Annotated in this window: 24 protein-coding genes; 2 read left to right on the top strand and 22 right to left on the bottom strand. The window is 56.5% G+C overall.

Annotated elements, in window-relative coordinates:
• Positions 1–23 precede the first annotated feature (23 nt).
• From mfd to yabG, 14 genes are all read right to left on the bottom strand, one after another.
• Complete coding sequence (mfd, locus tag C7445_RS08880; RefSeq protein WP_134159700.1) at positions 24–3,575, bottom strand: transcription-repair coupling factor; 3,552 nt, start codon at positions 3,573–3,575, stop codon at positions 24–26.
• 36 nt (positions 3,576–3,611) lie between these two features.
• Positions 3,612–3,851, bottom strand: coding sequence for an anti-sigma-F factor Fin (locus C7445_RS08875; protein ID WP_134159699.1), 240 nt, complete (start codon positions 3,849–3,851; stop codon positions 3,612–3,614).
• 97 nt (positions 3,852–3,948) lie between these two features.
• Positions 3,949–4,521, bottom strand: coding sequence for an aminoacyl-tRNA hydrolase (gene pth, locus C7445_RS08870; RefSeq protein ID WP_134159698.1), 573 nt, complete (start codon positions 4,519–4,521; stop codon positions 3,949–3,951).
• A gap of 29 nt (positions 4,522–4,550) precedes the next feature.
• The gene (locus C7445_RS08865; protein ID WP_134159697.1) at positions 4,551–5,495 is read right to left on the bottom strand and encodes a ribose-phosphate diphosphokinase; all 945 of its coding nucleotides are present in this window, start codon (positions 5,493–5,495) and stop codon (positions 4,551–4,553) included.
• The gene (gene glmU, locus C7445_RS08860; protein WP_134159696.1) at positions 5,485–6,897 is read right to left on the bottom strand and encodes a bifunctional UDP-N-acetylglucosamine diphosphorylase/glucosamine-1-phosphate N-acetyltransferase GlmU; all 1,413 of its coding nucleotides are present in this window, start codon (positions 6,895–6,897) and stop codon (positions 5,485–5,487) included. Before glmU ends, C7445_RS08865 begins: the two co-directional genes overlap by 11 nt.
• A 195-nt stretch (positions 6,898–7,092) precedes the next feature.
• Positions 7,093–7,404, bottom strand: coding sequence for a septation regulator SpoVG (gene spoVG / locus C7445_RS08855; protein ID WP_134159695.1), 312 nt, complete (start codon positions 7,402–7,404; stop codon positions 7,093–7,095).
• Positions 7,405–7,527: 123 nt separating this feature from the next.
• Positions 7,528–7,902, bottom strand: coding sequence for a RidA family protein (locus C7445_RS08850; RefSeq protein ID WP_134159694.1), 375 nt, complete (start codon positions 7,900–7,902; stop codon positions 7,528–7,530).
• A 36-nt stretch (positions 7,903–7,938) separates the two neighbouring features.
• Positions 7,939–8,745 carry a pur operon repressor gene (gene purR, locus C7445_RS08845; protein WP_134159693.1) on the bottom strand — a complete coding sequence of 269 codons (807 nt, stop codon included), beginning with the start codon at positions 8,743–8,745 and terminating at the stop codon, positions 7,939–7,941.
• A 39-nt stretch (positions 8,746–8,784) separates the two neighbouring features.
• The gene (ispE, locus tag C7445_RS08840) at positions 8,785–9,669 is read right to left on the bottom strand and encodes a 4-(cytidine 5'-diphospho)-2-C-methyl-D-erythritol kinase (RefSeq protein WP_166669060.1); all 885 of its coding nucleotides are present in this window, start codon (positions 9,667–9,669) and stop codon (positions 8,785–8,787) included.
• 59 nt (positions 9,670–9,728) lie between these two features.
• Positions 9,729–12,374: a cyanophycin synthetase gene (gene cphA / locus C7445_RS08835; protein WP_134159692.1), complete on the bottom strand. Its 2,646-nt coding sequence runs from the start codon at positions 12,372–12,374 to the stop codon at positions 9,729–9,731.
• Positions 12,371–13,207, bottom strand: a complete 837-nt coding sequence (locus C7445_RS08830) for a cyanophycinase (RefSeq protein ID WP_134159691.1) — start codon at positions 13,205–13,207, stop codon at positions 12,371–12,373. The genes cphA and C7445_RS08830 overlap by 4 nt, the downstream gene beginning before the upstream one ends.
• A gap of 120 nt (positions 13,208–13,327) precedes the next feature.
• Positions 13,328–13,513 carry a small, acid-soluble spore protein, alpha/beta type gene (locus tag C7445_RS08825; RefSeq protein WP_040288436.1) on the bottom strand — a complete coding sequence of 62 codons (186 nt, stop codon included), beginning with the start codon at positions 13,511–13,513 and terminating at the stop codon, positions 13,328–13,330.
• Positions 13,514–13,683: 170 nt separating this feature from the next.
• Positions 13,684–13,959 (bottom strand): biofilm formation stimulator Veg, encoded by a 276-nt coding sequence (gene veg / locus C7445_RS08820; protein ID WP_040288486.1) that lies wholly within the window; start codon positions 13,957–13,959, stop codon positions 13,684–13,686.
• A 122-nt stretch (positions 13,960–14,081) separates the two neighbouring features.
• Positions 14,082–14,942, bottom strand: a complete 861-nt coding sequence (yabG, locus tag C7445_RS08815) for a sporulation peptidase YabG (RefSeq protein WP_134159690.1) — start codon at positions 14,940–14,942, stop codon at positions 14,082–14,084.
• Positions 14,943–15,017: 75 nt separating this feature from the next.
• Between yabG and C7445_RS08810 the strand changes: the two genes are divergently transcribed.
• On the top strand, positions 15,018–15,824 hold the full coding sequence (locus C7445_RS08810) for a glycosyltransferase (protein WP_134159689.1): 807 nt from the start codon (positions 15,018–15,020) through the stop codon (positions 15,822–15,824).
• Here the strand turns inward: C7445_RS08810 and C7445_RS08805 are convergent.
• Positions 15,819–16,301, bottom strand: coding sequence for a ribonuclease H-like YkuK family protein (locus C7445_RS08805; RefSeq protein ID WP_243835081.1), 483 nt, complete (start codon positions 16,299–16,301; stop codon positions 15,819–15,821). The genes C7445_RS08810 and C7445_RS08805 overlap by 6 nt on opposite strands.
• A 192-nt stretch (positions 16,302–16,493) precedes the next feature.
• Here C7445_RS08805 and C7445_RS08800 point away from each other — a divergent pair, with 192 nt between their 5' ends.
• Positions 16,494–17,567, top strand: a complete 1,074-nt coding sequence (locus C7445_RS08800; RefSeq protein WP_134159687.1) for a phosphotransferase family protein — start codon at positions 16,494–16,496, stop codon at positions 17,565–17,567.
• Positions 17,568–17,719: 152 nt separating this feature from the next.
• On the opposite strand, the gene C7445_RS08795 is transcribed toward C7445_RS08800, so the two are convergent.
• The 7 genes from C7445_RS08795 to C7445_RS08765 form a co-directional block, all read right to left on the bottom strand.
• Positions 17,720–18,142, bottom strand: a complete 423-nt coding sequence (locus C7445_RS08795; protein WP_243835080.1) for a MaoC/PaaZ C-terminal domain-containing protein — start codon at positions 18,140–18,142, stop codon at positions 17,720–17,722.
• Positions 18,135–18,599, bottom strand: a complete 465-nt coding sequence (locus C7445_RS08790) for a MaoC family dehydratase N-terminal domain-containing protein (RefSeq protein WP_208320874.1) — start codon at positions 18,597–18,599, stop codon at positions 18,135–18,137. Before C7445_RS08790 ends, C7445_RS08795 begins: the two co-directional genes overlap by 8 nt.
• Positions 18,600–18,617: 18 nt before the next feature.
• Positions 18,618–20,249 (bottom strand): long-chain fatty acid--CoA ligase, encoded by a 1,632-nt coding sequence (locus C7445_RS08785; RefSeq protein WP_134159686.1) that lies wholly within the window; start codon positions 20,247–20,249, stop codon positions 18,618–18,620.
• Positions 20,250–20,306: 57 nt separating this feature from the next.
• Complete coding sequence (locus C7445_RS08780) at positions 20,307–20,729, bottom strand: Zn-ribbon domain-containing OB-fold protein (RefSeq protein WP_134159685.1); 423 nt, start codon at positions 20,727–20,729, stop codon at positions 20,307–20,309.
• 2 nt (positions 20,730–20,731) lie between these two features.
• On the bottom strand, positions 20,732–21,877 hold the full coding sequence (locus tag C7445_RS08775; RefSeq protein WP_134159684.1) for an acetyl-CoA acetyltransferase: 1,146 nt from the start codon (positions 21,875–21,877) through the stop codon (positions 20,732–20,734).
• A 12-nt stretch (positions 21,878–21,889) separates the two neighbouring features.
• Positions 21,890–22,651, bottom strand: coding sequence for a beta-ketoacyl-ACP reductase (locus C7445_RS08770; protein WP_134159683.1), 762 nt, complete (start codon positions 22,649–22,651; stop codon positions 21,890–21,892).
• 169 nt (positions 22,652–22,820) lie between these two features.
• Complete coding sequence (locus C7445_RS08765; protein ID WP_134159682.1) at positions 22,821–23,984, bottom strand: acyl-CoA dehydrogenase family protein; 1,164 nt, start codon at positions 23,982–23,984, stop codon at positions 22,821–22,823.
• Positions 23,985–23,996: the final 12 nt, after the last annotated feature.

Raw genomic sequence — 23,996 nt, 5'->3', positions numbered from 1 at the left:
CCAAGGAAGCATGAGGGTTGTCGTTAAACGCCGGCCACTTCCTCCTGCGCTTTGGACTGGCGAACCATCTCCAGATAATCGCGCAAAAATGCGGTAAGCTTGTTCAAAATCTCTTCTCCAGGCATACCCTTTGTGCGGAACGCCACGAAGAAAAGACCGTTGGGTCGGCTGGTCGGCTGCCCGTGATGCTTCATCGCCATCGCCAACGCTTTGCTGTAGTCCACGGGGCGCGACTCATCGTTGCCAAAGCGAACGGCCGTCTCCGCCCCATGCACAGAGATTTGATCGACGCCGGAGCTGGCGGCGAGGCTCTTTAGGCGCGTGACATTGAGAAGATTGCGCACCTCTTTTGGCAGGTCGCCATAGCGATCCTCCAGCTCTTCTTCGAGATCGTCCGCCTCCATCAATGTCTGAACCCCACGGAAACGTTTATACATGGCAATTTTCTGCGCGGAATCGGAGATATAGGTATCCGGAATATAAGCTTCAACCGGCAGATCGATCGTCGGTTCGACGCCTTGTGCCACTTTTTCTCCACGCAATTCGCGAACCGCCTGCGCCAGCATCTCGGTGTACATATCAAAGCCGACAGAATTGATAAATCCATGTTGTTCCGCACCGAGCAGGTTACCCGCGCCGCGAATGGACAAATCGCGCATGGCAATTTTAAAGCCGCTGCCAAGTTCGGTGAATTCCTTGATGGCGGATAGCCGCTTTTCCGCGACCTCAGTCAGCACCTTATCCCGCTGGTACGTGAAATACGCATAGGCAATTCGATTCGAACGGCCCACGCGGCCGCGCAATTGATACAGCTGAGAAAGCCCGAACTTATCGGCATCGTAAACAATTAACGTATTGACGTTTGAAATGTCCAGACCAGTCTCGATAATGGTGGTCGTGACGAGAATGTCGATCTCGCCTTCCAGGAAGTCGAGCATTACGCGCTCGAGCTCCGCCTCCTGCATCTGCCCGTGGGCAACAGTCACGCGGGCGTCCGGCGCCATCTCCTGTACCCGTTCGGCCATGCGGTGAATGTTGTGAACCTGGTTATAGACGAAATACACCTGACCGCCCCGCCCAAGTTCGCGCTCCAACGCCTCCCGTATCAGCCCCTCATTGTACTCGACAACATACGTTTGCACAGGAAAGCGATTTTCTGGCGGCGTCTCGATCACGGACAAATCGCGCACGCCCATCATCGACATGTGCAATGTCCGTGGAATAGGTGTCGCAGTCAAGGTAAGGCAGTCGACATTGGCGCGCAACTGCTTGAGCCGTTCCTTGTGCGTCACGCCAAAGCGCTGTTCTTCGTCGACGATGAGAAGTCCCAGATCCTTAAATTGAACCGACTTTTGCAACAGTCGATGGGTTCCGATCACGATGTCGACGGAGCCGTCCTGCAACCCCTTGACACAAGCCTGCGACTCTTTGCGCGAGCGAAACCTGCTCAACATATCGATGGTCACCGGAAACCCGGCAAACCGCTCTTTAAATGTCTCATAGTGCTGTTGCGCCAACACGGTTGTTGGCACGAGCACGGCCACCTGCTTGCCATCCATGACGGCTTTGAAGGCAGCCCGCACTGCGACTTCCGTCTTGCCGTATCCGACGTCTCCGCACAACAGCCTATCCATCGGCCTTGCCCGCTCCATGTCGCGCTTGATATCCGCAATCGCGCGCAGTTGATCCGGAGTCTCCTCGTACGGAAACATGTTCTCAAAATCGGCTTGCCACGGCGTATCCGGCGAGAATGCGTGTCCTGGCGTCGCCTCGCGCTGCGCATAGAGCTTGACGAGATCGGCCGCGATGTCCTTGACCGTCTTGCTCACGCGATGCTTGACCTTCTGCCATTCGCCGCTGCCGAGATGGTGCAGTTTGGGTTCCTTTTCACCAGAACCGACGTAGCGTTGAATTTGATCGATTTGATCGACCGGCACGTACAAGCTGTCGTTGCCCGCGTAACTCAAATACAAATAATCGTTGTGCCGCCCCTCGACTTCGAGCGTTTTGATGCCCATATACTTGCCAATGCCATGATTGACATGGACGACATAGTCGCCGACATTCAATTCCTGATAGCTTTTAATTCGCTCGGCGTCTGAGACGTTTGACCGCGTGCGCCGATGCTTGCGCTTGGCAGTAAACACCTCGGTCTCGACGATGAGGGCGATATGCTGCATCGGCAATTCAAAGCCACTCGACAGGTTCGCGACGACAATCTGCGGCACCTTTGCACCCGGCGTGAACGACTCCGCTTCGTCCGCGTCGATCCGGTAATCGTCCAACACCCGCGCGAGGTGCTCCGCCCGCTCCTTGGTCGCGGCCGCAAACACGACGTTCATCCCGGCGTGTTGCCAACGTGCGACCTCCGCCTTCAAGACGTTCATCTGGCCGTGGAAGTTCTGCATGCTTCGTGTCGTTAGATTGACTACCTGCCCAAAGCGTGCGCCGGCCTGGCTGCGGGTGAACGTCGAAAAGTGCACCTTCGCTTTCGACAATTCTGCAATCTTCGCGTCATAGTCGATGGCCTCGACGGTCCCAGATAACACTTCGCCTCGCATGAGTGCTCCTGACAGCCACTCGTTGAACTCCTTTTCGAGAGCCTGCGCGCGCTCGAGCAAGCGCGAGGTCTCGTCGAGGCAGACAAACGTCGGACCAGTGACGTGATCGAACAGCGTGTCGACGTGCCCATCAAGCAGCTTGCGGTAGCGGGCTAGCCCTGGAAATGCCTGACCGCTCTGCAATTTGCGCAGGTCCGCACCAATTGTCGTCTGCAGGCGATCGCGCACATCCGCATCCGTGGTCGTCCGCACGCGGGACTCCAAGTGTTCAGCGACGCGTTCCCCCACCTCGGCCGCGACACCAGCAGGAACTGCCAGGTCGATGGCAGGGCCAAAAGATACTTCGTTCAACTTCTCAAGGGAACGCTGTGTTTCGGGATCGAATGTGCGAATCGAGTCGATCTCGGTGTCAAACCACTCGATTCGATAGGGCTGTGTAGCCGCCATCGGAAAGACATCCAAAATGCCGCCGCGAACGCTGAACTGTCCGCGACTCTCAACCAAGTCCACGCGTTCGTAGCCGCCTTTTAGCAATTGCTCCGAGACAGCGTCAAGCGGCTGATCGGCCCCAACCTCGAGGTGAACCAGCGTTTGGATAAACTGACTGCGCTTCGTGATAGGCTGCCACGCGGCCAAAAGCGTTGTGATCACGACAACAGGGCCCTCCGCAACGAGGGCCTCCATGACGTGCAACCGATCCGACATCACGTCGGTTGAAGCTGCGATATAGTCGACCAAAGCGTTTTCGCGCTCTGGGAACAGATAAACGCGCGCATCTGGAAGATATTCTTTTAGGTCTTCCCAAATAGTTTGCGCCTGACTCGCCGTATGCGTCACCACGACCATCGACTCAGGCCCACGGGCATTGCGCAATGCGTACAGCGCGGCCATCGTCAGTTGGCGAGCCGCGCCCGTCACACCCGTGACGAGTGCGTCGTTGCGCCGTGGCCCCATCCCGCCGGCCAACGCTTGTAGCGCGTCATCAGCAGCCATGAGTTGGACGAGACCTTTCACGCTACTCCCCCTCCCAGTCCGCGCACAGATCTGGATCTATTGAATGATGCTGCCCTCTATCAAGAGCTCTGGATGCATAGCAACCGCTTGTTCGCAGGCGTCGCAAACGGTTTGAATCTCATACTTGTCCGGGCCCGCATGAATCACGTCGCGCTGATGTTCAACATCCAAATGGTGCAACCCAAGCCGTGAAACTGCGTCGGCATATGACCAAGCTTCGTGATCAACGACGCCGACCGGCTGCTTACAATACCGGCATACGTATTCAAAGCGCATCTGCGCCACCCCCGACAACGATGTCTGCCACTAGTATGGGGGTAGAACAAAATGGACATACGTCACAAGCCAAAATTGCATGAACAAGCCAATCCCTCTAAAACGAGACGCGGTTAAATTTGTTCATCGCCTGTTCAAAACCGTGCTCAACGGCATACACCGCCGCATCCCCAGCTGCCTCGGCCGCCTTTTCGACCCGTACGCGCTCCGCTTCGGGAAAGGTGCCAAGGACATAGGGAATGATGTCCGAGCCGGCCGGTGGACGCCCGATGCCGATGCGGATACGGCAAAACGAATCCGTTCCCAACGACTGTATCAGCGACTTCACACCGTTGTGTCCGCCCGCCGAACCGCGGGCGCGCAACTTGAGTTGGCCCGGCAGAAAATCCATGTCGTCGTACATCACCAAGATGTCCTGCTCAACGTCCAGTTTATAGAAGCGTGCAATTTCAGCAGCCGCAACTCCACTTACGTTCATATACGTCTGCGGTTTCACGAGCAGAACCGGTTCGCCCGCAACCCGCGCTTCGCCAATGAGCGACTGGAATTTGGCGCGATCGACAACGACGCCGAGCTTTTGGGCGGCGCGATCAATCGCCCAAAAGCCGACGTTGTGCCGGGTACGCTCGTATTTGAAGCCTGGGTTGCCAAGCCCAATGATTGCTTTCAAAAGACTGTATCCTCCTGTGGCGACCGCGCTCAGTCGAACAGTTGACTGATAGAGCGCTGCGTGTGCACGCGGATGATGGCTTCCGCAATCAACTCGGCGACAGACAACACGCGAATTTTATCGATCCGCTTGTGCTCCGGCAGAGCAATGGTGTTGGTGACCACGACCTCCTGGATCTCGGACTTCGCGATGCGCTCAACCCCGGCGCCAGACAATACCGGGTGAATGCAACAGGCGTACACGCCTTTCGCGCCCCGCGCCAACAACTCGCTGGCGCCGGCGGAGATGGTTCCGGCGGTGTCGATCATGTCGTCGATGAGAATGGCGGTCTTGCCCTCAATGTCGCCGATGATATTCATCACTTTTGCCTCGTTGACTTCGGGGCGCCGCTTATCAATGATGGCCAAGGGTGCCCCCAGCCGCTCAGCGAAGGCTCGCGCCCGCGTCACGCCGCCCATATCTGGCGATACGACGACCGGGTTATCGAGTTGCTTGTCCAGAAAATAATCGGCCAAAATCGGCATGCCGATCAGATGATCCAGCGGGATATCGAAGAAGCCTTGAATTTGGCCTGCGTGCAAGTCCATGCAGATGACGCGGGACGCCCCTGCTGTCTCGAGCAGGTTCGCGACCAATTTCGCCGTGATCGGATCGCGAGCCCTTGCCTTGCGATCCTGGCGCGCATATCCATAATACGGAATGACGACGTTGATGGTTCGAGCCGACGCCCGCTTGACGGCGTCGATCAAAATCAACAACTCCATCAGGTGCTCATTGACCGGCGCGCTCGTCGGTTGAATGATGAACACGTTGCTACCGCGAACGCTCTCGCCCAGCTTGATCTGCACTTCGCCGTCTTTGAAGCGGCTGACCTTGCACTCGGCCAAAGAGACGCCAATGTAGTCGGCAATTTCCTGTGCCAAGGCTGGATTGGCGTTTCCCGTGACAAGCTTCAAGTCGCTGTCAATGGCCACTATCGTCCCCGCCTTTCACGAGATTCTGGTTCTGTTTGCGCGCTTTCCAAGCTCGCACATAGTTCGGCTTGGTCGTTTGCGGCACGCGGGCGATGACAAATGCGTCATCCCCTACGTCATCCGTGACGGTCGATCCGGCCGTGATATACGCTCCCTCGCCAATGGCGAGCGGTGCGATGAGATTGACGTTAGATCCGACAAAACTGTTGTCGCCAATTACCGTCCGATGTTTGCGTTCGCCGTCGTAATTGACGGTGATGACGCCACAACCGACATTCACATGGCTGCCAACGTCCGCATCGCCGACGTAAGCCAGGTGACTCACCTTCGTATCATCGCCAATCCGGCTGTTTTTGACTTCGACGAAATCGCCAATCTTTACGCGCTTACCGACCCGTGAACCCGGTCGCAGATAGGCAAACGGTCCAACCTGAGCCTGCTCGCCGATTTCACTCTCCACCGCAACCGCATTCTGTACCACAGCGCCCGCCTCGACCCGCGTATCGACGAGTCGGGTATGCGGACCAATCACGGCTCCTTCACGAACGATGGTGCGACCGCTGAGCAATGTCCCGGGCAACAGTGTAACATCCGGGGCGAGGACAACGTCGGCGTCAATATAGGTATGATTCGGATCGACAATGGTTACACCTTCGCGCATCCACCGCCTGGCAATGTTGCTGCGACAAATCTGTTCAACCTGCGCAAGTTGCGCGCGATCGTTCACGCTGGCAATTTCCAAGGGATCCTCGACCGTCCGGGCGATCACGCGTTCACCGCCGGATCTCAGGATGGCAAGCGTGTCCGTCAAGTAATATTCGCGCTGGGCGTTGTCGGCCTTGAGCCGACCCACCGACGATTTAAGGGCATCGCGGCGATATGCGTAAATCCCTGTGTTGATCAACCGATGCTGCCGTTCTTCGGGAGACGCGTCCTTTTCTTCGACGATGCGAAGTACACCGCCCTCGCCGTCGAGAAACACGCGCCCCAAACCCGTTGGATCGGGAACAGAAGCCGTTAACACGACGGCCGCCGCATCACTCGTTTCTCGCGCCTCAAACATGCTTGCGATGGTTTGCGGGCGGATGAGTGGCGCATCGCCATACAACACGACCACCGTATCTGTATCCGAACGCAATGTGGAAAGAGCCGCCTTGACGGCGTCGCCCGTGCCGAGCTGGGCCGCTTGCACCGCGATATCCGCACGCCCAGCGACCGCTGCCGCCACGCGTTCCCGCTGCTGACCGACGACAACGACAATTTGGTCGACGCCCACCTCTTCCAGTGTGTCGAGAATATGGTGAATCATCGGTTTTCCGCAGACCGGATGCAACACTTTATGTGTCTGCGATTTCATGCGTGTGCCATGGCCAGCGGCCAACACGATGGCACTTCTCGTCATTCGGATCTCCCCCACAAAACGTAAACACTGCGGATCTTGACTCATGTTGTCGAAACCCAGTGTACCCGAAGGACATTTCCGATTTCAATTTGAAACGCCTCTGTAGACAAAAAAGCCCTGGCATTTGCCAGGGACTTTTCAAACAAGATTCAGAAGTTGTTCGAAAAGAAGCCCGTCCCGTCCTAGGGATGTGCTTCACCCGGTCGATTCACCGACCACTTGCTCTTCCGGTTGGATCACTGCGCCGGACTGTTGCGCATCACGGAAATACGCATCGAGGACTGCTTGTTGAATTTTTTGACGTGTCGATGCAGAGATGGGATGCGCGATATCCCTGAATTCGCCGTCTGGTGTCTTTTTACTCGGCATCGCAACGAACATCCCATTGTTCCCATCAATAATTCGAATATCGTGCACCACGAATTCGCTATCAATGGTAATAGAAGCAATCGCCTTCATACGGCCTTCTGTCGCAACCTTGCGAAGCCTTACATCGGTGATTTGCACCCTTTTCACCACCCTGATGTCGCGATTGGTCAGTTCTACCTAAACCACCAATTCAACATCGAGGCGGTAAACTCCTGCATCAAACGTCATACATTATTCAAAAATTTACGTGCATGTGGCAAATTAACCACGATACGCAATCAGTTCGATCTCAACTCTTGCGCCGCGCGGGAGTGCCGCAACCTGAACGGTTGATCGCGCAGGCCGATGCTCGCCAAAAAAGCTCGCGCAGGCCTCGTTGACGACCTGAAACTCTGCGAGATCGGTCATAAAAATAGTCGCCTTGACGACTTGCTCGCGCGTGGCGCCCCCAGCTTTGAGGACCGCGTCCAAATTCGCAAACACCTGTGCCACCTGCTCAGAGATACCGCCTTCCACCAGATTGCCTTCCTTGGTCAGCGGTATTTGTCCCGAGGTATACAAAAACGGGCCAACACGCACAGCCTGCGAATAGGGGCCGATTGCAGCAGGTGCGTCATGGGTTTGAATGATGTCCATCGTACATTCCTCCTAAAAGGGCTTACGGGCCCGTCGTCATGATTCAGATAACGGATACGGACAAACCTCGATACCAGCTTCACTGACTTGGTTCACTTGCAGCAGTGCCACGTATGAATCGACCATCTTTGCCACGGGCATTGCAGTCGCCATAAAGACTGCTGTGCCAACCACTTCCGCATCGAACTCGGCCAACAATTGCGCCACGGCCCGCGCGGTCGCCCCCGCCCGCATGAAGTCGTCGACTATGAGCGCACGGGCGTCACTTGGCACCAATCGCTTGCTGAGCGACATCGTTTGAATGCGCTTGGCAGAACCCGAAACATAGTGTGTCGTCAAGGAGGCCCCTTCGGTCACACGTTGATCGCGACGCACAATCGCAATCGGAACGTGCAGATAGCGAGCTACCGATGCCGCTAAGGTAATGCCCTTGGTTTCCACGGTGACGACGACGTTAACGCCGCTGTCTTGGAAGCGCGCACTGACAAGCCGCCCGACGAAATCGAGCACATCCGGATCTCCCAAAACGTCCGACAGGTAGACGAACTCGCCCGCCAACACCCTGTCCGGATCGGAAAGGCGCTCCGCAAGTTGCGCGAGAAATACGGCTGCATCGGCATTGGAGACGACCGGCCGATAGCGCACGCCCCCTTGAACACCTGCCATCGTCTCGACGTTCCCCGTCCCAGCACCAACAAACGTCTCACGAACGAGTGCGATGTCCTCGCTCAACGTCGATTTGGCGACGCCCCACCTATCGGCGAGTTGTGTCACATGAAGCGGCGCCGCAGGTTGCTCGACAAGGCGCTGGGTTAGGCGAATCAGACGTTCCTGCCTCTGCATGGCGACGCTCCTTTCCGCGAAACAGCGTTTCCCGTAATCTCACTCGGTGGCAGTTTGTCCCACTGCCTCCTCACCGCCGACAAAACGGCATATGTAGACGTCTTTCATGATGCCGCGCAAGGCGTTGTACATCCGCTGTGCCTGCCCGGACGTCACGGCGAGGCAAAACAAAGTCGGTCCGCTGCCCGACATGTGCACCGGATGGTGCGTCACCGCCTCGACTTTTTCGGCCAGCGCTCGTAACTCTGGATACATGTCGAACGTGACGCGCTGCAGTGCGTTGCGAACCAAAGGAGCCACTCCCTGTACGTCCTCCTCGGCCAAACACCGAACCATGGCGGCACTCGCCGGATTGCCTGTAAAGTCGTCCGGCCGGAGACCCTGATACACCTCGGCTGTCGACACAAACAGGCGTGGATGAATCAACACCGCAAACATTGGGAGCAGATAGGGGATGCGGGTTAACCGTTCGCCGCGCCCCCGCGCAATCGCCGTGCCGCCATACATGCAAAAGGGCACATCCGAACCAATGCGCGCCCCGATTTCTGCGAGCTCATCAAGCGACATACCGGTCCCAAACAGCTCGTTCAGCCCGCGCAAAACGGCGGCCGCATCACTTGATCCACCGGCCAATCCAGCGGCAATCGGAATGTGCTTCTCAAGCTGGATGTGCACACCTGCGGCTGTCCCCGTATGCTCAAAGAACCGCTGCGCTGCTTGCACAGCCAAGTTGCGGTCATCAACAGGAATGGCAGCCGATGTGCTTTCGATGGTTACCTCCCCCGCCGGGCGCCTATCCAGCCACACCAGATCCGACAGATCGATACTTTGCATGACCATGTCGACTTCGTGATACCCATCGTCACGACGGCCCAATACATCCAACGTCAAGTTGATTTTTGCGTACGCCCGCTTAAACAGCAAAATGCCCCACCTCGACTAGGACTAGCATGCCGAGGTGGAGCGGCAAAGTCAAGATCCGGTCACAGCATGGCGTAACTGGGCCCATCTGACGACACGACGAGTCCGTTCACGCGAAGAGCGCCCAATTGTGACAAACGTTCTTCAAGCGGAGCCAATTTTTCGTAGAAGACACACAGCACATCTCCGTTTTGCATGTCGCGCATCGCCGCCTCCATCGCTTGCACCTCCGACAAGACAACGGCCACCGGCTTGTGAGGTGCCGACTGCTTCATGGCAGTCTGTAAGATATGGGCGATCTCGCCCGGTTTACGGCCGCGCAAATCCTCGTCCTCTTTGACGACGAACTGGTCAAACCATGGTACCAACGCCTGTGCTGCCTGCTCGACAACGTGATCGGCCCTGTCGCCCGGAACCCCCACAACGGCTAACAGACGCTTGTGCGGTAGCCGTGCCAACCATTCGCCCACCCGCTGAAATCCGGCTGGATTATGCGCATAGTCGAGAATGACGTAGGCGCCATTCTGTAGTTGAAACATCGCGCATCGCCCTTGATTCCGATCCGGTTCGAACGTGCGCAACGCCTTTCCGACGATGCGCCTGGGAAGCCCAGCAGCGCGCATCGCCGCCGCCGCAATGACCGCATTTTCCACGTGAAAGCCGACCGTGCCACCCAAGGTAATGGGAATTTCGGCAACCGATACGACCGTCCGCCGCACGCGCCCAGTCACCTCGACAATCTGCCCGTCTTCCACGTAAAACGCGGTGCCGCCAGCTGCGACATGGCGGGCAATCCGTTCGTTGCGATGCGACGAAGACGTCAAATACGCCTCAGCCTGAAAGCGGGAACGCATCGCCATGACGCGATCGTCATCCGCGTTGAGTACGACGATACCGCCCGGGCGCACACGCTCGCCCACCAACGCCTTGACATGGGCGATGTCATCGATCGTGTCCAGGCAATCTTGGCCGACGTGATCGAGCGAGATATTCGTAATGACCCCGACATCTGCGAAGTCATACGCGAGACCGCCGCGGATGATCCCGCCCCGCGCAGTCTCGAGCACGGCAACCTCCACCTCTGGGTGGGATAGTACCAAGCGGGCGCTGCGCGGCCCCGTTGTATCGCCTGGCTGAACCAACTCGCCGCCAATGTACACGCCGCCCGTCGACGTATGACCGACCGTTTTGCCCGCCGTAGCAAAGCCGTGAGCAACCAAGCGGGACGTCGTGGTCTTACCGTTGGTACCTGTGATGGAGATGATCGGAATGCGACCGTCCTGACCGTTCGGGAACAGCGACTCGACAATCGCTTCGGCGACCCTGCGCGGCTCGCCCTGCGAGGGATGTTCGTGCATGCGGATGCCTGGCGCCGCGTTGACTTCGATCACGGCGCAATGGCCACGTCCGGCCGGTTCACTCGGCGAACCAATCACCATGTCGACGCCGCACACGTCGAGCCCGATGTGCATCGCGCTCCGTTCCGCAATACGTCGGTACGTGGGGTGAAGCAGCTCCGTGATGTCGCATGCCTCGCCGCCGGTCGACAGATTTGCGCTGTCCCGTACCATCACGCGTTCACCTTGTGGCGGTACGCTATCCAACGTGTAGCCGGCCTTCGCCAACGTCCCTTCAACGATCTCGTCGATCTCGATGCGCGTCAACGGCTTTTCGTGCCCCACGCCCCGCCGCGGATCCTGATTCACCCGCTCGATCAGCTCGCGAATGGTCGCCTTGCCATCGCCCTCTACCGTCGCGGGTTGACGGACTGATGCAGCCACACAACGGCCGTCGACAACAAGCAGGCGAACGTTTGCACCCGGAATGTACTCTTCAATCACGACACTCCGCGAAAACGCCGACGCGATCGCAAACGCCTTGCGCACCTCGTCTTCCGTCGTCAGATTCAACGAGACCCCCTGCCCCTGGCGACCATCGAGCGGCTTGACGACGACTGGCGCTCCGACATCGTGCAGCCAGTCGATGGCCTCCTCGGGGGTTGTCGCAACCCCGCCATAGGGCACCGGAATGCCAGCGTCCTCCAATAATCGTTTGGTAAACGCCTTATCGCATGCGATGTCAACACCTATGCAAGACGTCTTCTCTGTAATCGTCGCTTCGATCCGCTTGCGATGAACACCATATCCCAGCTCCAAGAAACTTCCTTGCAGGCGGCGAACCGGAATCCCTCGACGCTTGCATGCATCGACGATGGCCTGTGTGCTCGGCCCAAGTTGATTTCGCGCATGGATGTCGCTGGCCTCTGCAACGATGCGTGCGACGTCTGGCGCACGTTCGTTGCGAGCGAGTGCACGAACAAGTTCTACCGCTTGCAGAAGCAACCAGCGCTGCGTTTCAAAACACACACATTCGATGACAATGTCATAGCTACCCGGACCGTCGGCATACACTGTCTTGCCGTAGTGGACGTCGAGCCCGGCTAAGTGGGAAAGCTCGATGGCGACGTGTTCGCAGATGTGCCCGAAATATGTGCCGCCTTGAAGGCGCTCGACAAAACCGCCTGGGGCACCTTTGGCACAGTGGTGATCCGCAAGCCCTGGTAAAAGCGCGAGTAGGCGCTCGGTAAAGCCAGGGTAATCTACGCTCTCTTTTTCCGTCCATTCACCTAAGTGAATGCGCGCAACAAGTATGGGTTTATACAAATAGACGTTCGGGCCTTCAATGTGCCGAACTGTTTGAATGTTCATGAGGAAAGCTCCTTGCGATGAAGCCATTGTTCAAAATCGGGAATTGGTTTTCGATCGCGCAGTAAGAATCCGCATCCTTCTGGCAGCATGTGCAATTGCACGCCACACAAGGCCAGCGACTCGTCCCGCCGCACGCGATCCAGGTTGGAATAGGTAACCTTGCCTGCATCGACGATGCTCACGGCTCCCCTGCCAATCACTTGCAGGACGTGATCGCGCACAACCACTGCCGTGTCCTCGTCAATCCCAAGGCCAAGATGATGCGGATATTGCGCGACTGCTGACAACAATCTGCCGAGCCTGCCTCGCTGTGCGAAATGTTGATCGATCACGCAGCCGTCGAGAAACTCCATGCCCGGCGCCATATCGACGATCGATGGTCGCGGATTCGTTTCCGCCTGGCCATCGACAATCATCGTGCTCGACATCATCGATGCACCGGCGCTGGTACCGCCAAGTACAACGCCGCGGTGATGCGCCTCGTGCAGCGCTGCATCCACGCGTGTGCCACCGAGTAGCTTCGTGATCCGGAGTTGATCCCCTCCAGTAAAGTAAATGCAGGTCGCTTGCTCGATCATTTGAATCGCGCTCGCCGCATTGGCGGCATCGCGATGCGAGACGTCGAACGTGCGCACATCTTCCACGCCAATGCGCTGAAACACGTCGATGTACTCCGCCCCAACTTCCACGGGAAGCTTGGTTGCGACGGTGATGACGAGCACGCGCGCGTTCTTCCCGCCCCCGAGTTCGACGAATCTTCGTAGAATGCGGCACTCGCCCGTTTTATCTTCGGCGCCGCCGACAATAACCAATGGCCCCGATTGACCTGCCAAACGGTTCTCCTCCTCGCGTACTATGAGCGCCGCCCGCGATAGGCGATGCTAGTACTTTTTCCACGCAGGTTGGAGTATATTCCAACAAAAATGGCCGGGAACGCGCCCCGGCCATCGTCGTCACCTCTGCCCGGTTTTGTCTGCCATAGCTTGCTCTGCGATCTCGATGGCGCGTTTGACCATGTTCCCTGCATCTCTCGCTCGAATTCCGCCCCATCCTTCTTTCTGGACGGTGTCGTAAAACCCGAGTTCCTTCGCAAGTTCCACTTTCAACGCATCCGACATCGTTCCGCCATGCCTTGCCATGCCAAATCCCTCCCTGAGTCAGAGGACGACAGTGCTAATATGTCGCATTTGCGTTTCGTTTATCCCAACGCGGTACGGGTGACATAAAAATCCACAATCGACATGACAATCGAAACCAAAACAAAAGCGAGGCTCACGCCTCGCTTACAACGATGTCACATCGTAATATCTCATTGTTCAACAGCGAACTTTGCGGTGTTGCCGTCCTCTGTGCACAGCATGAGCTCGACGGTTTCCGTCAGCACGTCAGCGTAGCTATACGAAACGCGCTCAAACGATCCGTCAGGTGGGTCAAGCTTAACCACAAAGACAGACGGATACGTTTCTTCCAAAACCCCGAAGCGCTCAACCGTCTTACGACGCCCTCCGTTTGCACGAAGGAGAACACGTTCGCCGATGAGTCCATCCAGACTCTTTTTAATTTCGTGGAGCGCATTTTTGGCCAACACACACCACCTCTTTCCGCGCTTGATTATAGCACGGGTAAGAGGTTGTGTCAACAAAATTCAAACATTATATCAGCGTATGTTTTTCGTTGTCAATGGGTAATTTACGACGTTGACGCCCGTCAGTACGCTGATCTAGGCAACCCTAACCTATATTTTCCTCTCGACTCCAATCCCCCTATACCATCGGTTCCTGTGTAGGTGGATTTGACCACATCGTACAAGTTGACCGTTTCATGGATGGGCGTGAAGGCGATTTTCTCCGCGATGAACACCGGATCGAGCGCGTGAATCATGATTCGCTGCGGAGAAGACGCAAAATTGGCCCCGGCATCGAGGATGCCCTCAAAGTGAGACTGGCAGGCGCCCGCGATAATGACGAGATCGTCCATGTTGCGAACGTGTTTGCGTGCGTTGGAAACCGTCCTCACGAAGTTTTGCGAGTTGCGGTAATTGCGTATATCCGACCAGTCCTTGCCCTTTTTGATGACGCCGTCGTGACCAGTAATAATCAAGATATCCGGCTCATACTGTTCCAGCAAGCCGATGATCTTATCCGGCATCTGTGATTCCGCGACGTGTTGGCCAACCGCCCGGATCCCGAGTTCCCGATACATGGCCATGCACTTTTGCAAATACGATCCATCGCCGTCCAAGTGCAGAACCCGGCCGGGCCGCTCAAAAAAATCCGGGTTGCTTTGGAATCGGCTCTCGCGCCGCAACGCTCGCTTTTCATATTCGTGTGCGCGCCTCGACTGAATCAGGCGTAAACACTCGCCCTCAACCTGATTCCGGGCCGCTTCAAATTGGCGAAGTTCATCTTCGCTAACGCGCTCCAAATCGTCAAAAGGTGCGTCTGCCATCAGCCGTACGTCGATCCCCTTCAGAATCGCCGTTTCCGTGTCATGATCCACCTCGACGACGACAAAGCAGACGTCTTTGCCATAGGACTTACGCGTGACCATTTCGCCCGCTTTCCACATGCAACCACCCCTCACGAACGACTCTGCCATACGATATGCAAGGTCAGTTCAGTGTGACAGACGCGGAGGCCGCAGATGAGCAGAGAATCAAGACAAACCGCGGCAATCATCGCGGCGTGCAACGAAGCGAAGACGATTGGCAACGTGATGCGCCAGTTGCTGCGTGCAGGCGTGCATAAAGTCGTGATCGTCGATAACGGGAGTCATGACGCAACGAGCGAGAAGGCCTTGGCGGTCCACGGCATCGACGTGCGCATCGTCGGGTTTGACCGTCCACTCGGGCACGATGTCCCGCGCGCCATTGGCGCCGTAGCGGCTTTGCGTGCATGGCAAAAAGGGGGACTGGATGCGCTTTTATTTGTCGATGGAGACTGGGGAGGATCATTCGGGCCGATGCTGCAGACATTCATCGACGAAGCGCAAACGGGATCGGATTCGATTGTGGGTGTCGATGCGGATAACCTGCGCAACGGCCCCCTCGCACAAGCCATTCGATCCGCTTGGATTCCGGTGTTAGAAGGCGTTGGTACATGTGATAAGCCGATACCGTGCCTCTTGCCCCAATACGTTCCACGCGCTGTCTTCCAGGCCGTGTCTCCCATCTGGCTGGCTTCGCCCGGTACCTGGTTTGCTACGACCGTAGAAGCCGGCTGGGCGTGGCGGGGAGTTCGCGGCTGGAACATCGGACTTGTCGGCAACCGCTCCCGCTCCGCATCTCATCATCGGCGACTTGCCAACTTGATTCGCGCGGACGCCCGCATCGCGGCAGCCCACCTTGGCCTCACAGACGAGCGCGTTTCTGTCATGAAAGCCTTTCCCGAACGCGAGTGGGCTGTGCTCATCGATTATGCAAGCTCGTTTCAGTTGGGAGACTGGCTATGACTTTGTGTAACGATCCGCCACCTTGCTCGCGCCAAACGAATCCGGCTTGATGTGCGCTTCGTAGCCGTTGGCCTCAATCCAGGCGACAATTTCGCGAATCCACTGCTTGGTTTCGCCAGCTTCGCCGATATCGAGGTGCACTTCAATATGCCAATCATTTCTGTCCCGCTGGAGATGTTCGCTAAGAAGGCCGCCTGTTTGAATGGAGAGGGATGCTTCGGTGAACATGCGCTGCCGGAGCGCACGCATGTTGTCGTGGTGTTCCTTGTGGATGTAATATCGTGCGCCATGTCCCACGCGATGCAAGATCACTGCGGTGACAAACGTCGCCTCATGCAGCCGCTCTCGCGGCTGCGAATCCGTGCCGATGATCAAGCGATATCTGTCGGCTGCGTGTAACCGCCGTTCGCGGATGATGTCGTCCGCGACTTGCGCCAACGTCAACGTACCTAGCGTCGGACTTCGGAACATCATCATGCCCATCGCCCCCTATGCTATGAACTAGTATATTCTTCGCAAAAGCGATGGTCACGTATAAAGGCCAACGCGCAGCGGCCAAGGTTGTGCAAACGCGCGTCGCCATCGAAAGCGCTTGCATACAAAACTCTCGTTTCGCATAATAGAAACCGTATTTCCCAGATCACACAATATCCTGAGGGGTCCTCCATGATGAATATACATGACATTCCTGGCACCATGGCTGTACGATCCGAAGACGCATTCGACACAAAGGCGGTTTTGGCCTACCTCGTTCAACAACAACTCGTACCAGCTGACGCAAGCGCGAATCTGGAGGTCGTACAGTTTCCAACGGGCGCTTCCAATTTGACCTACCTGCTGCAGTGCGGATCGTGGGTGGCCGTACTGCGTCGACCCCCACACGGGCCACTGCCGCCGCGCGCCCACGATATGAAGCGAGAAGCCGCCTTTCTCGCGAAACTGCACCCACACTTCCCCAAAGCACCGCAACCGTACTCATTCTGCGAAGACACAAGCGTCATTGGAGTGCCCTTTTTCCTTATGGAATATCGCCCCGGCATTTGCATCGATATGGCTTTTCCGCCGCACGTGCCCTATACGCCAGCGAAGGCGAAAGCTGTTTCGGAACAAGCCGTGCTCGCGCTCGTCGATTTGCACAGTGTCGACGTCGCGGCGACAGAGTTGACTTCCTTCGGGCATCCTGAGGGATTTCTGCAGCGCCAAGTCGACGGTTGGATAGAACGCTTTCGACGGTCGGACATCGGCGAGCCCGTGCCAGGAGCCGACGCCCTAATGGCGTGGCTTACGCGCAAGATTCCAGACACCCACAGCTACACCGTCATCCACAATGACTTTAAGCTGAATAACTTGCTCTTCGATCCAAACTCACTTACGGAAATCGTCGGGATCGTCGATTGGGAAATGGCGACCATAGGCGATCCACTGTTCGATCTCGGCGTCATGCTCAGCTATTGGGTAGAGGCCTCGGATCCGGAACCGTTACGCAGCCTTCTGCCCTCGGCCACCGTCCTGCCTGGTTTTCTACGGCGCGACGAAATCGTTCAGTTATATGCTCGTACAAGCGGCCGCCCTGTCGATCATCTGGTGTTTTACCAGGTGCTCGGTACGTTCAAGTTGGCCGTAATCATCCAACAGATTTATGTTCGTTACAAAATGGGTAAGACCACCGATCCGCGGTTCGCTCAGTTCGGAGATGCCATACGCACACTGATGGACCACGCCGTACACACCGCGGGTTTATAGGCATCAAAACAAGGCGTCACACGTGCGCGGTGTGACGCCTGCTGCGATGGACCGTCAGTTTCATCAGGGAATAACTTGGCGTAGATCGTGTTCAGGCCGTTCCTCGGATACATCGTTATACGCGAAATGGCCCCGACGCGAGTCAAGTCCTCCTAACGAAACGTGCGAAAACGCGCGGTACCCTGAACGACTTTCTCGCCGCTGGGCGTTTTTTTCGCCCAAATATCGCAGGCTACGATTTGTCCGTCCGCATCTTCCTCGACTTCGGTGACGATGCCCTCACACGTGATGATATCGTCTGGTCTGACCATATCGATGAAGCGGATGCCGAAAGTCTCCAATTCCCCGCATTCGCCAAGTAAATCGGTCAGCATCTGCCCGACAAACGCCATCGTCAGCATCCCATGAGCGATCACGCCGCCAAGCCCCGCTTCCTGGGCGAACGACTCGACTGTGTGTATCGGATTAAAGTCGCCGGATGCCCCTGAGTACATCACTAACTGCGTGCGCGTAACCGGAGGTTTGGTGAGCGGCGCCAGCCTGTCGCCAACCGCAAAACGCATGCCTTCAGTCATGTCTGTTGTCTCCTTCCGGCCGATAAATCACTGTTGACGTCGACGTCTGAACCAAATCTCCCGCCTCATTCTCCACCTTGTAGGAAAAGACGAGTATAATCATGCGGCCAAGCTTCCCAGAGCGCTCCTTGACATCCACCAAGCCCTGACTGGCATAAAGTACATCGCCCGCTAAGATGGGACGGTGGAACACATACGACTGCTCACCGTGAATGAGTCCTGCCACCGGCAAAACCAAATGCGGAATTTGGCCATAATCAAAGGTACGGCTGAAGGTTGGCGGCGCCACGAGACGCCCGTAACGGCTTTTCGTTGCCGCCTCCTCGTCATGATAGAGTGGATTGCCATCTCCAATCGCTTGTGCAAACTTCCGGATCGCGCCTTTTTCCACCTCGTTTTTCACCGGTTTCGACCAGACGCCAACCAGTGGCAAAAAATCGCCCATATCCACGTCCATAGCTCGCTCCCTTCAGAATCAATACGCGGACACTAAATTGCCTTGTTCCCACCATTCGCGAAGCGTCTTTTTTGAAAACTTCCCAACACTCGTCTTCGGGATCTCCTCCAAGAACACCACTTCGTCCGGAAGCCACCACTTCGCCACGCGCCCGGACAGGTAGGAAAGGAGATCTTCTTTCGTCACCTTGCCGCGGGCCTCAGCGCGCAGCACGACACAGGCGAGCGGTCGCTCCTGCCACTTTTCATGTGGAATGGCAATCAGCGCCGCTTCGAGCACATCAGGATGGCCCATCAGCGCATTCTCCAAATCGACAGACGAAATCCACTCGCCTCCACTCTTGATCAAATCTTTGACACGATCGACAATTTGCAAGTAGCCATGCTGGTCTATGGTTGCGATATCGCCTGTTCGAAACCAACCATCCGTAAACGCCTCGCGCGTCTTTTCGGCATCTCGGTAATACGAATCGATGATCCAAGGACCTCGCAGCCACAACTCCCCCATCTCCTTGCCATCATGTGCAACATCGTTGCCCTCCGCATTGACAATGCGCATCTCAAGCCCAGGCACGAGCAATCCCGTTTTTGCCCGTAGCTGATACTTGGCCGGCTCGGGAAGGTTCTTTAGCGACGACTTGGGGAAGTTGACAAACGTAATGGGGCTAGTTTCTGTCTGTCCATAACCCTGATACAGCTTGACGCCGAGTTCCTTTTCATACGCCTGGGTCAACGTCGGCGATAACGCGGATCCACCCGACATCAGCAGGCGAACGCAAGAAAAGTCGTACGTCCCAGGATGCTCGCGCATGTGGTTGAGCACGGCCATCCAAATGGTCGGCACACCAGCACTAAACGTGACGCGCTCGTTGTGAATCAATTCGCAAAGATCTTGTGCTTGCGGACGCGGTCCCGGATAGACCTGTTTGGCTCCGATCCACGTGTCTGAATAGGGTCGGCCCCAGGCGTTGACGTGGAACATCGGAACCACAGGCATCGTCACATCCGCGTCGTCCACGCCAAGTTCCCCAATCAGCGACGTCAGACAGTGTAGGTACAGCCCGCGATGGCTATAGAGGACGCCTTTGGGATTTCCAGTCGTAGCGGATGTATAGCCAATGATGGCCGTGGTATGTTCATCGAACGTCGGAAATTCATAGTCATCGTGAGCCTGCACCAACAGTTCCTCGTACGAGTAGACAGGAGCGAGCGTGGTCTTGGGCAAGGTCTGAGCGTCCGTCATGATCACGTACGCCTTGACCGTGGTCAGTTCAGGCGCAATGCTTTCAATCAGGGGCAACAAATCTTCGTCGATGAACAAAACCTTGTCTTCTGCGTGATTGATGGTATACACAATTTGCTCTTGAAACAGACGGATATTGATGGTATGCAGTACCCGCTGTGCACACGGTACCGCAAAGTACAATTCCAAATGGCGATGGTGATTCCACGCAAACGATCCGACATGCTCGCCAGGCTTGACATCGAGCACTTGCTCAAGGGCGTGAGCGAGCCGACAGACCCGCTTGTACATGTCACGGTAGGTATACCGAAAGACGCCGTGAGACCCGCGCGAGACAATTTCTTGTTCGGGGAATACCGTGTTCGCGCGATACAACACAGACTTTAATAAAAGCGGATAATCCATCATGTTTCATCAACCTCTCAGCAAGAGATACCAGCATGGATGCGTCGCATCGTCCATCGCTCAACGACCATTGGCCTCGATCAAAACCGGCCGAAAATATGGAAGTACCACCCCGTCGTCACGTTCGCAAAACACCACTTCGACCCTATCTCCAATGTGGATGCCGTCGCCAGCGTCAACGATGCGCGTCATCATGCGGACGCCTTCGTCGAGATCGACAAGCGCCATGGTGAACGGAACTTCGTCTTGAAACGGCCCGAAGCCGCGATGTACAACCGTATAGGTATACACCGTGCCGACTCCCTTGGCGTTGATCCAGACGAGACTTTCAGACATGCAGTGCGGACAAACGGAGCGTGGGTAGAACACGTGCCGTCCACAGCCTTCGCACAACTGAATGCGCAGAACACCTTGACGGCACCCCTTCCAAAAAGGGCTTGAATCAGTGTCCTGAATTGGAATCGGCTTTGGTTGCATGGCCATGTCTAGTCCCTCCCCAAAACGACGGTTGCACTCGAGGATAACTGGACTCCCATCCCATGTACGAGTGCAATCCGCGCGTCTGGCACCTGGCGATCGCCACCGTCGCCACGCAATTGCAGTACCGCCTCAATCAGCAGGAAGATACCGTACATGCCTGGATGACAATGGGACAAGCCGCCCCCGTTCGTGTTCATCGGGAAATCGCCACCTGGCGCGATCCGCCCGCCACTTACAAACTCCCCGCCTTCCCCGCGTCGACAAAAGCCCAGATCTTCGAGCGTCAGAATCACCGTGATCGTAAACGAATCGTAAATCTGGGCGACATCGACGTCGTCGTGGCGAATGCCAGCCATAGCCATGGCGCGAGGGCCAGAAATGGCGGCACCGGTGGACGTCACATCCGGCATCGAGAGCAGCGTGTGATGCGTGTGCGTCTCAGCCTGACCGAGCACCCAAACCGGCTTCTGCCGACACTGTCGGGCAACGCGTTCGGATACGACGACCATGGCGCCGCCGCCGTCTGTGACCAGGCAGCAGTCATACAGGTGGAGCGGCTCGCAAATCATGCGCGAGGCGAGGACATCGTCGACGGAAAGCGGATCGCGCACAAAGGCACGGGGATTCCGCATCGCCCACTGGCGCGCCGCAACCGCCACTTCGGCCAGTTGTTCGGATCGCGTTCCGTATTCGTACATGTGACGCATCGCCGCCATCGCGTACGCGCCTACGGGCGTGGGCAATCCAAACGGAGCCTCGTACTGGTCGGTGAGACCCACTTCCACCGGGACCTTGCCGCGCAATCGCTGCGAACGCTGGGTACTGCCGTAGACGATCAGGGCAACCTCGAATAACCCGGCTTGAATCCCGGCGACAGCATGCCCAACGTGCGCCTCAAACGAAGAACCGCCAATGTTCGTTGAATCGGTATAGATGGGTTGTATGCCTAGATACTCTGCGAGCATCAGGTTGGTCCACGTGGTCCACGCCCCCGCGCAAAACAAAGCCTGCACGTCGCGCGTGTGCAATCCGGCATCAGCCAATGCTCGCACAGCCGCTTGTGCTTGCAGTTGCAGGACGGTTTTATCCGGCGTCGCGCCGATATCCGACTCCGCGATACCGACAATCGCCGCGATGCGATCTCGCCTCATGGCAACACCCCCCTAGCGCATTCTGCAGCCGTCGATGTAGATCACTTGACCCGAGACATAAGCTGCATCATCGCTCACAAGAAACGCGACCACATTCGCCACGTCCTCTGGTTTGCCGACCCGGCGCAGCGCGATCGATTGGACGGCCATCTCCTTAAACTGCGCGAAGTCCACGCCAACGCGATCCGCCGTTTGCTTCGTCATGTCTGTCTCGATAAATCCAGGTGCCACCGCGTTGACGCGAATGCCAAACGGCCCAAGTTCTAGTGCGAGCGTACGCGTGAATCCCTGAATTCCCGCCTTCGCCGCTGCGTAATTTGCCTGCCCCCGATTGCCCAGTGCCGAGGTGCTCGACGTGTTCACGATCTTCCCGGAACGTTGCTGAACCATGTACGTCTGAGCCGCTTTACTACACAGAAAGGCGCCTTTGAGGTGCACGTTCATCACGGTGTCCCAGTCGTCCTCCGACATCTTGAACAGCAGGTTATCGCGAATCACACCCGCGTTGTTGACAAGGATGTCGAGCCGGCCAAACCGCTCGACAACCGACTGCATGGCGGTTTCTACTGCTGTCGTATCTGTCACGTCACAACCGATCCCAATGGCCTCGCCGCCATCAGCTTGTATGGCTTTCACCGTTTCCGCGATCCACTCTTCTTTCAGATCAAACACAGCCACCTTGGCACCGTCCGCCGCCAACCGTTTGGCTGTCGCTGCACCAATCCCTCGCGCCGCGCCTGTCACCACTGCCACTTGCCCCGTTAAACGAGCCATACAAACGACTCCCTTCTGTTCTTTTCAAATTTGATTAGCATTCATCGGCAAGCGTTTTCAGCCGGATGAATCGAACTCCGTTCCGCAATCGCTGTAATCATCCCACTTCATTGCGAAACAACCATCAGATTTCATAAGTCAACAAACATCGCAACAGCTATCGCCAACGCTACTCAATGCGACTGCGCAGATACTCCTTGTGTAACTGTGCGGCGATAATGTTCTTTTGAATCTCGGAGGTTCCTTCATAAATGCGTGTGATGCGCGCGTCTCGATAAAATCTCTCGATTGGATATTCCGCGATATAACCGAGCCCACCGTGGATCTGTACCGCCTTGTCGGCAATTCGGTTGTACACCTCAGATCCATATAACTTGATCATCGCGGCCTCTTTCACCACATTCATGCCCTGATCGGTCATCCATGCCACACGATGCACGAAACTTCGCAACAGCTCGATCTCGGTCGCCATATCCGCGAGATAATGCTGGATAATCTGTTGTTCAAAAATGGGTTTCCCGAATTGCACCCTCTCGTGTGCATATTGGACAGATTTCTCGAGCAGATATTCACAGGAACCCAAACACCTGGCGGCTAAACCTGCACGACCATTGGCCAGGATTTTCAAAGCGTTCACATACCCATCCCCGACACTACCCAGCACGTTCTCTTCCGGAACCTCCATGTCGTCAAAGAACAACTGGGCTGTGTGCGATCCATGCAGACCCATCTTCCTTTCGATGTGCCCAACGCGAAAACCTGGAAAATCACGTTCGACGATGAACGAGGTAATCCCCTTTGCGCCTTTCTCTGGTTCCGTTACGGCCATCACGGTGAACACGTGTGCCAAAGGCGCATTGGTGATGTAAATCTTCTGCCCGTTCAGCACATAGCGATCCCCTTTTTTCACGGCCGTCGTTTTTAATGCCGCCGCATTCGATCCCGCCTGCGGTTCGGTCAATGCGAAGGCTCCAATCCACTCACCGCTGGCCATCTTGGGAAGGTATCTCGTCTTTTGTTCCTTTGTGCCAAACGAAACAATTCCGACGGAGCCAATGCCATTGTGGGCTCCGATGATGGATGTGTATCCGTTGATGGTCTTTCCCAACTCGGCAAAGAGCGTGCATTTACCGACCATATCAAGTCCTAGTCCGCCGAATTCCTCAGGAATGCTGAGCCCAAACAAACCAAGCCTTTTCGACGCTTCCATGATGTCGTCGGGAACCTGATCCTCATCCTCAATTTGCATCGCCCGCGGTTCGATCACGCCCTCGACAAACTCCCGAATTGCCCGCCGCAACATATCGAGTTCAGGCGTAAGCACAAAGTCCATCGGCTCACCTCT

This window comes from Alicyclobacillus sacchari (assembly GCF_004366795.1).
GTDB classification, from domain to species: domain Bacteria; phylum Bacillota; class Bacilli; order Alicyclobacillales; family Alicyclobacillaceae; genus Alicyclobacillus; species Alicyclobacillus sacchari.
The sequence above is the reverse complement of the archived record's forward strand: the minus strand, read 5'-3'. Positions and strand labels throughout refer to the sequence as shown.

What these genes read in the sequence shown, in the direction of transcription:
- purR (WP_134159693.1), bottom strand. Translation starts at nt 8,745, where the DNA reads ATGCAGAGGCAGGAACGTCTGATTCGCCTAACCCAGCGCCTTGTCGAG.
- C7445_RS08800 (WP_134159687.1), top strand. Translation starts at nt 16,494, where the DNA reads ATGAATATACATGACATTCCTGGCACCATGGCTGTACGATCCGAAGAC.
- C7445_RS08790 (WP_208320874.1), bottom strand. Translation starts at nt 18,599, where the DNA reads ATGGACGTGGATATGGGCGATTTTTTGCCACTGGTTGGCGTCTGGTCG.
- C7445_RS08850 (WP_134159694.1), bottom strand. Translation starts at nt 7,902, where the DNA reads ATGGACATCATTCAAACCCATGACGCACCTGCTGCAATCGGCCCCTAT.
- C7445_RS08825 (WP_040288436.1), bottom strand. Translation starts at nt 13,513, where the DNA reads ATGGCAAGGCATGGCGGAACGATGTCGGATGCGTTGAAAGTGGAACTT.
- C7445_RS08810 (WP_134159689.1), top strand. Translation starts at nt 15,018, where the DNA reads ATGAGCAGAGAATCAAGACAAACCGCGGCAATCATCGCGGCGTGCAAC.
- C7445_RS08875 (WP_134159699.1), bottom strand. Translation starts at nt 3,851, where the DNA reads ATGCGCTTTGAATACGTATGCCGGTATTGTAAGCAGCCGGTCGGCGTC.
- C7445_RS08780 (WP_134159685.1), bottom strand. Translation starts at nt 20,729, where the DNA reads ATGGCCATGCAACCAAAGCCGATTCCAATTCAGGACACTGATTCAAGC.
- C7445_RS08765 (WP_134159682.1), bottom strand. Translation starts at nt 23,984, where the DNA reads ATGGACTTTGTGCTTACGCCTGAACTCGATATGTTGCGGCGGGCAATT.
- C7445_RS08805 (WP_243835081.1), bottom strand. Translation starts at nt 16,301, where the DNA reads ATGATGATGTTCCGAAGTCCGACGCTAGGTACGTTGACGTTGGCGCAA.
- cphA (WP_134159692.1), bottom strand. Translation starts at nt 12,374, where the DNA reads ATGAACATTCAAACAGTTCGGCACATTGAAGGCCCGAACGTCTATTTG.
- C7445_RS08795 (WP_243835080.1), bottom strand. Translation starts at nt 18,142, where the DNA reads ATGACTGAAGGCATGCGTTTTGCGGTTGGCGACAGGCTGGCGCCGCTC.
- C7445_RS08785 (WP_134159686.1), bottom strand. Translation starts at nt 20,249, where the DNA reads ATGATGGATTATCCGCTTTTATTAAAGTCTGTGTTGTATCGCGCGAAC.
- C7445_RS08775 (WP_134159684.1), bottom strand. Translation starts at nt 21,877, where the DNA reads ATGAGGCGAGATCGCATCGCGGCGATTGTCGGTATCGCGGAGTCGGAT.
- glmU (WP_134159696.1), bottom strand. Translation starts at nt 6,897, where the DNA reads ATGACGAGAAGTGCCATCGTGTTGGCCGCTGGCCATGGCACACGCATG.
- yabG (WP_134159690.1), bottom strand. Translation starts at nt 14,942, where the DNA reads ATGTGGAAAGCGGGCGAAATGGTCACGCGTAAGTCCTATGGCAAAGAC.
- C7445_RS08770 (WP_134159683.1), bottom strand. Translation starts at nt 22,651, where the DNA reads ATGGCTCGTTTAACGGGGCAAGTGGCAGTGGTGACAGGCGCGGCGCGA.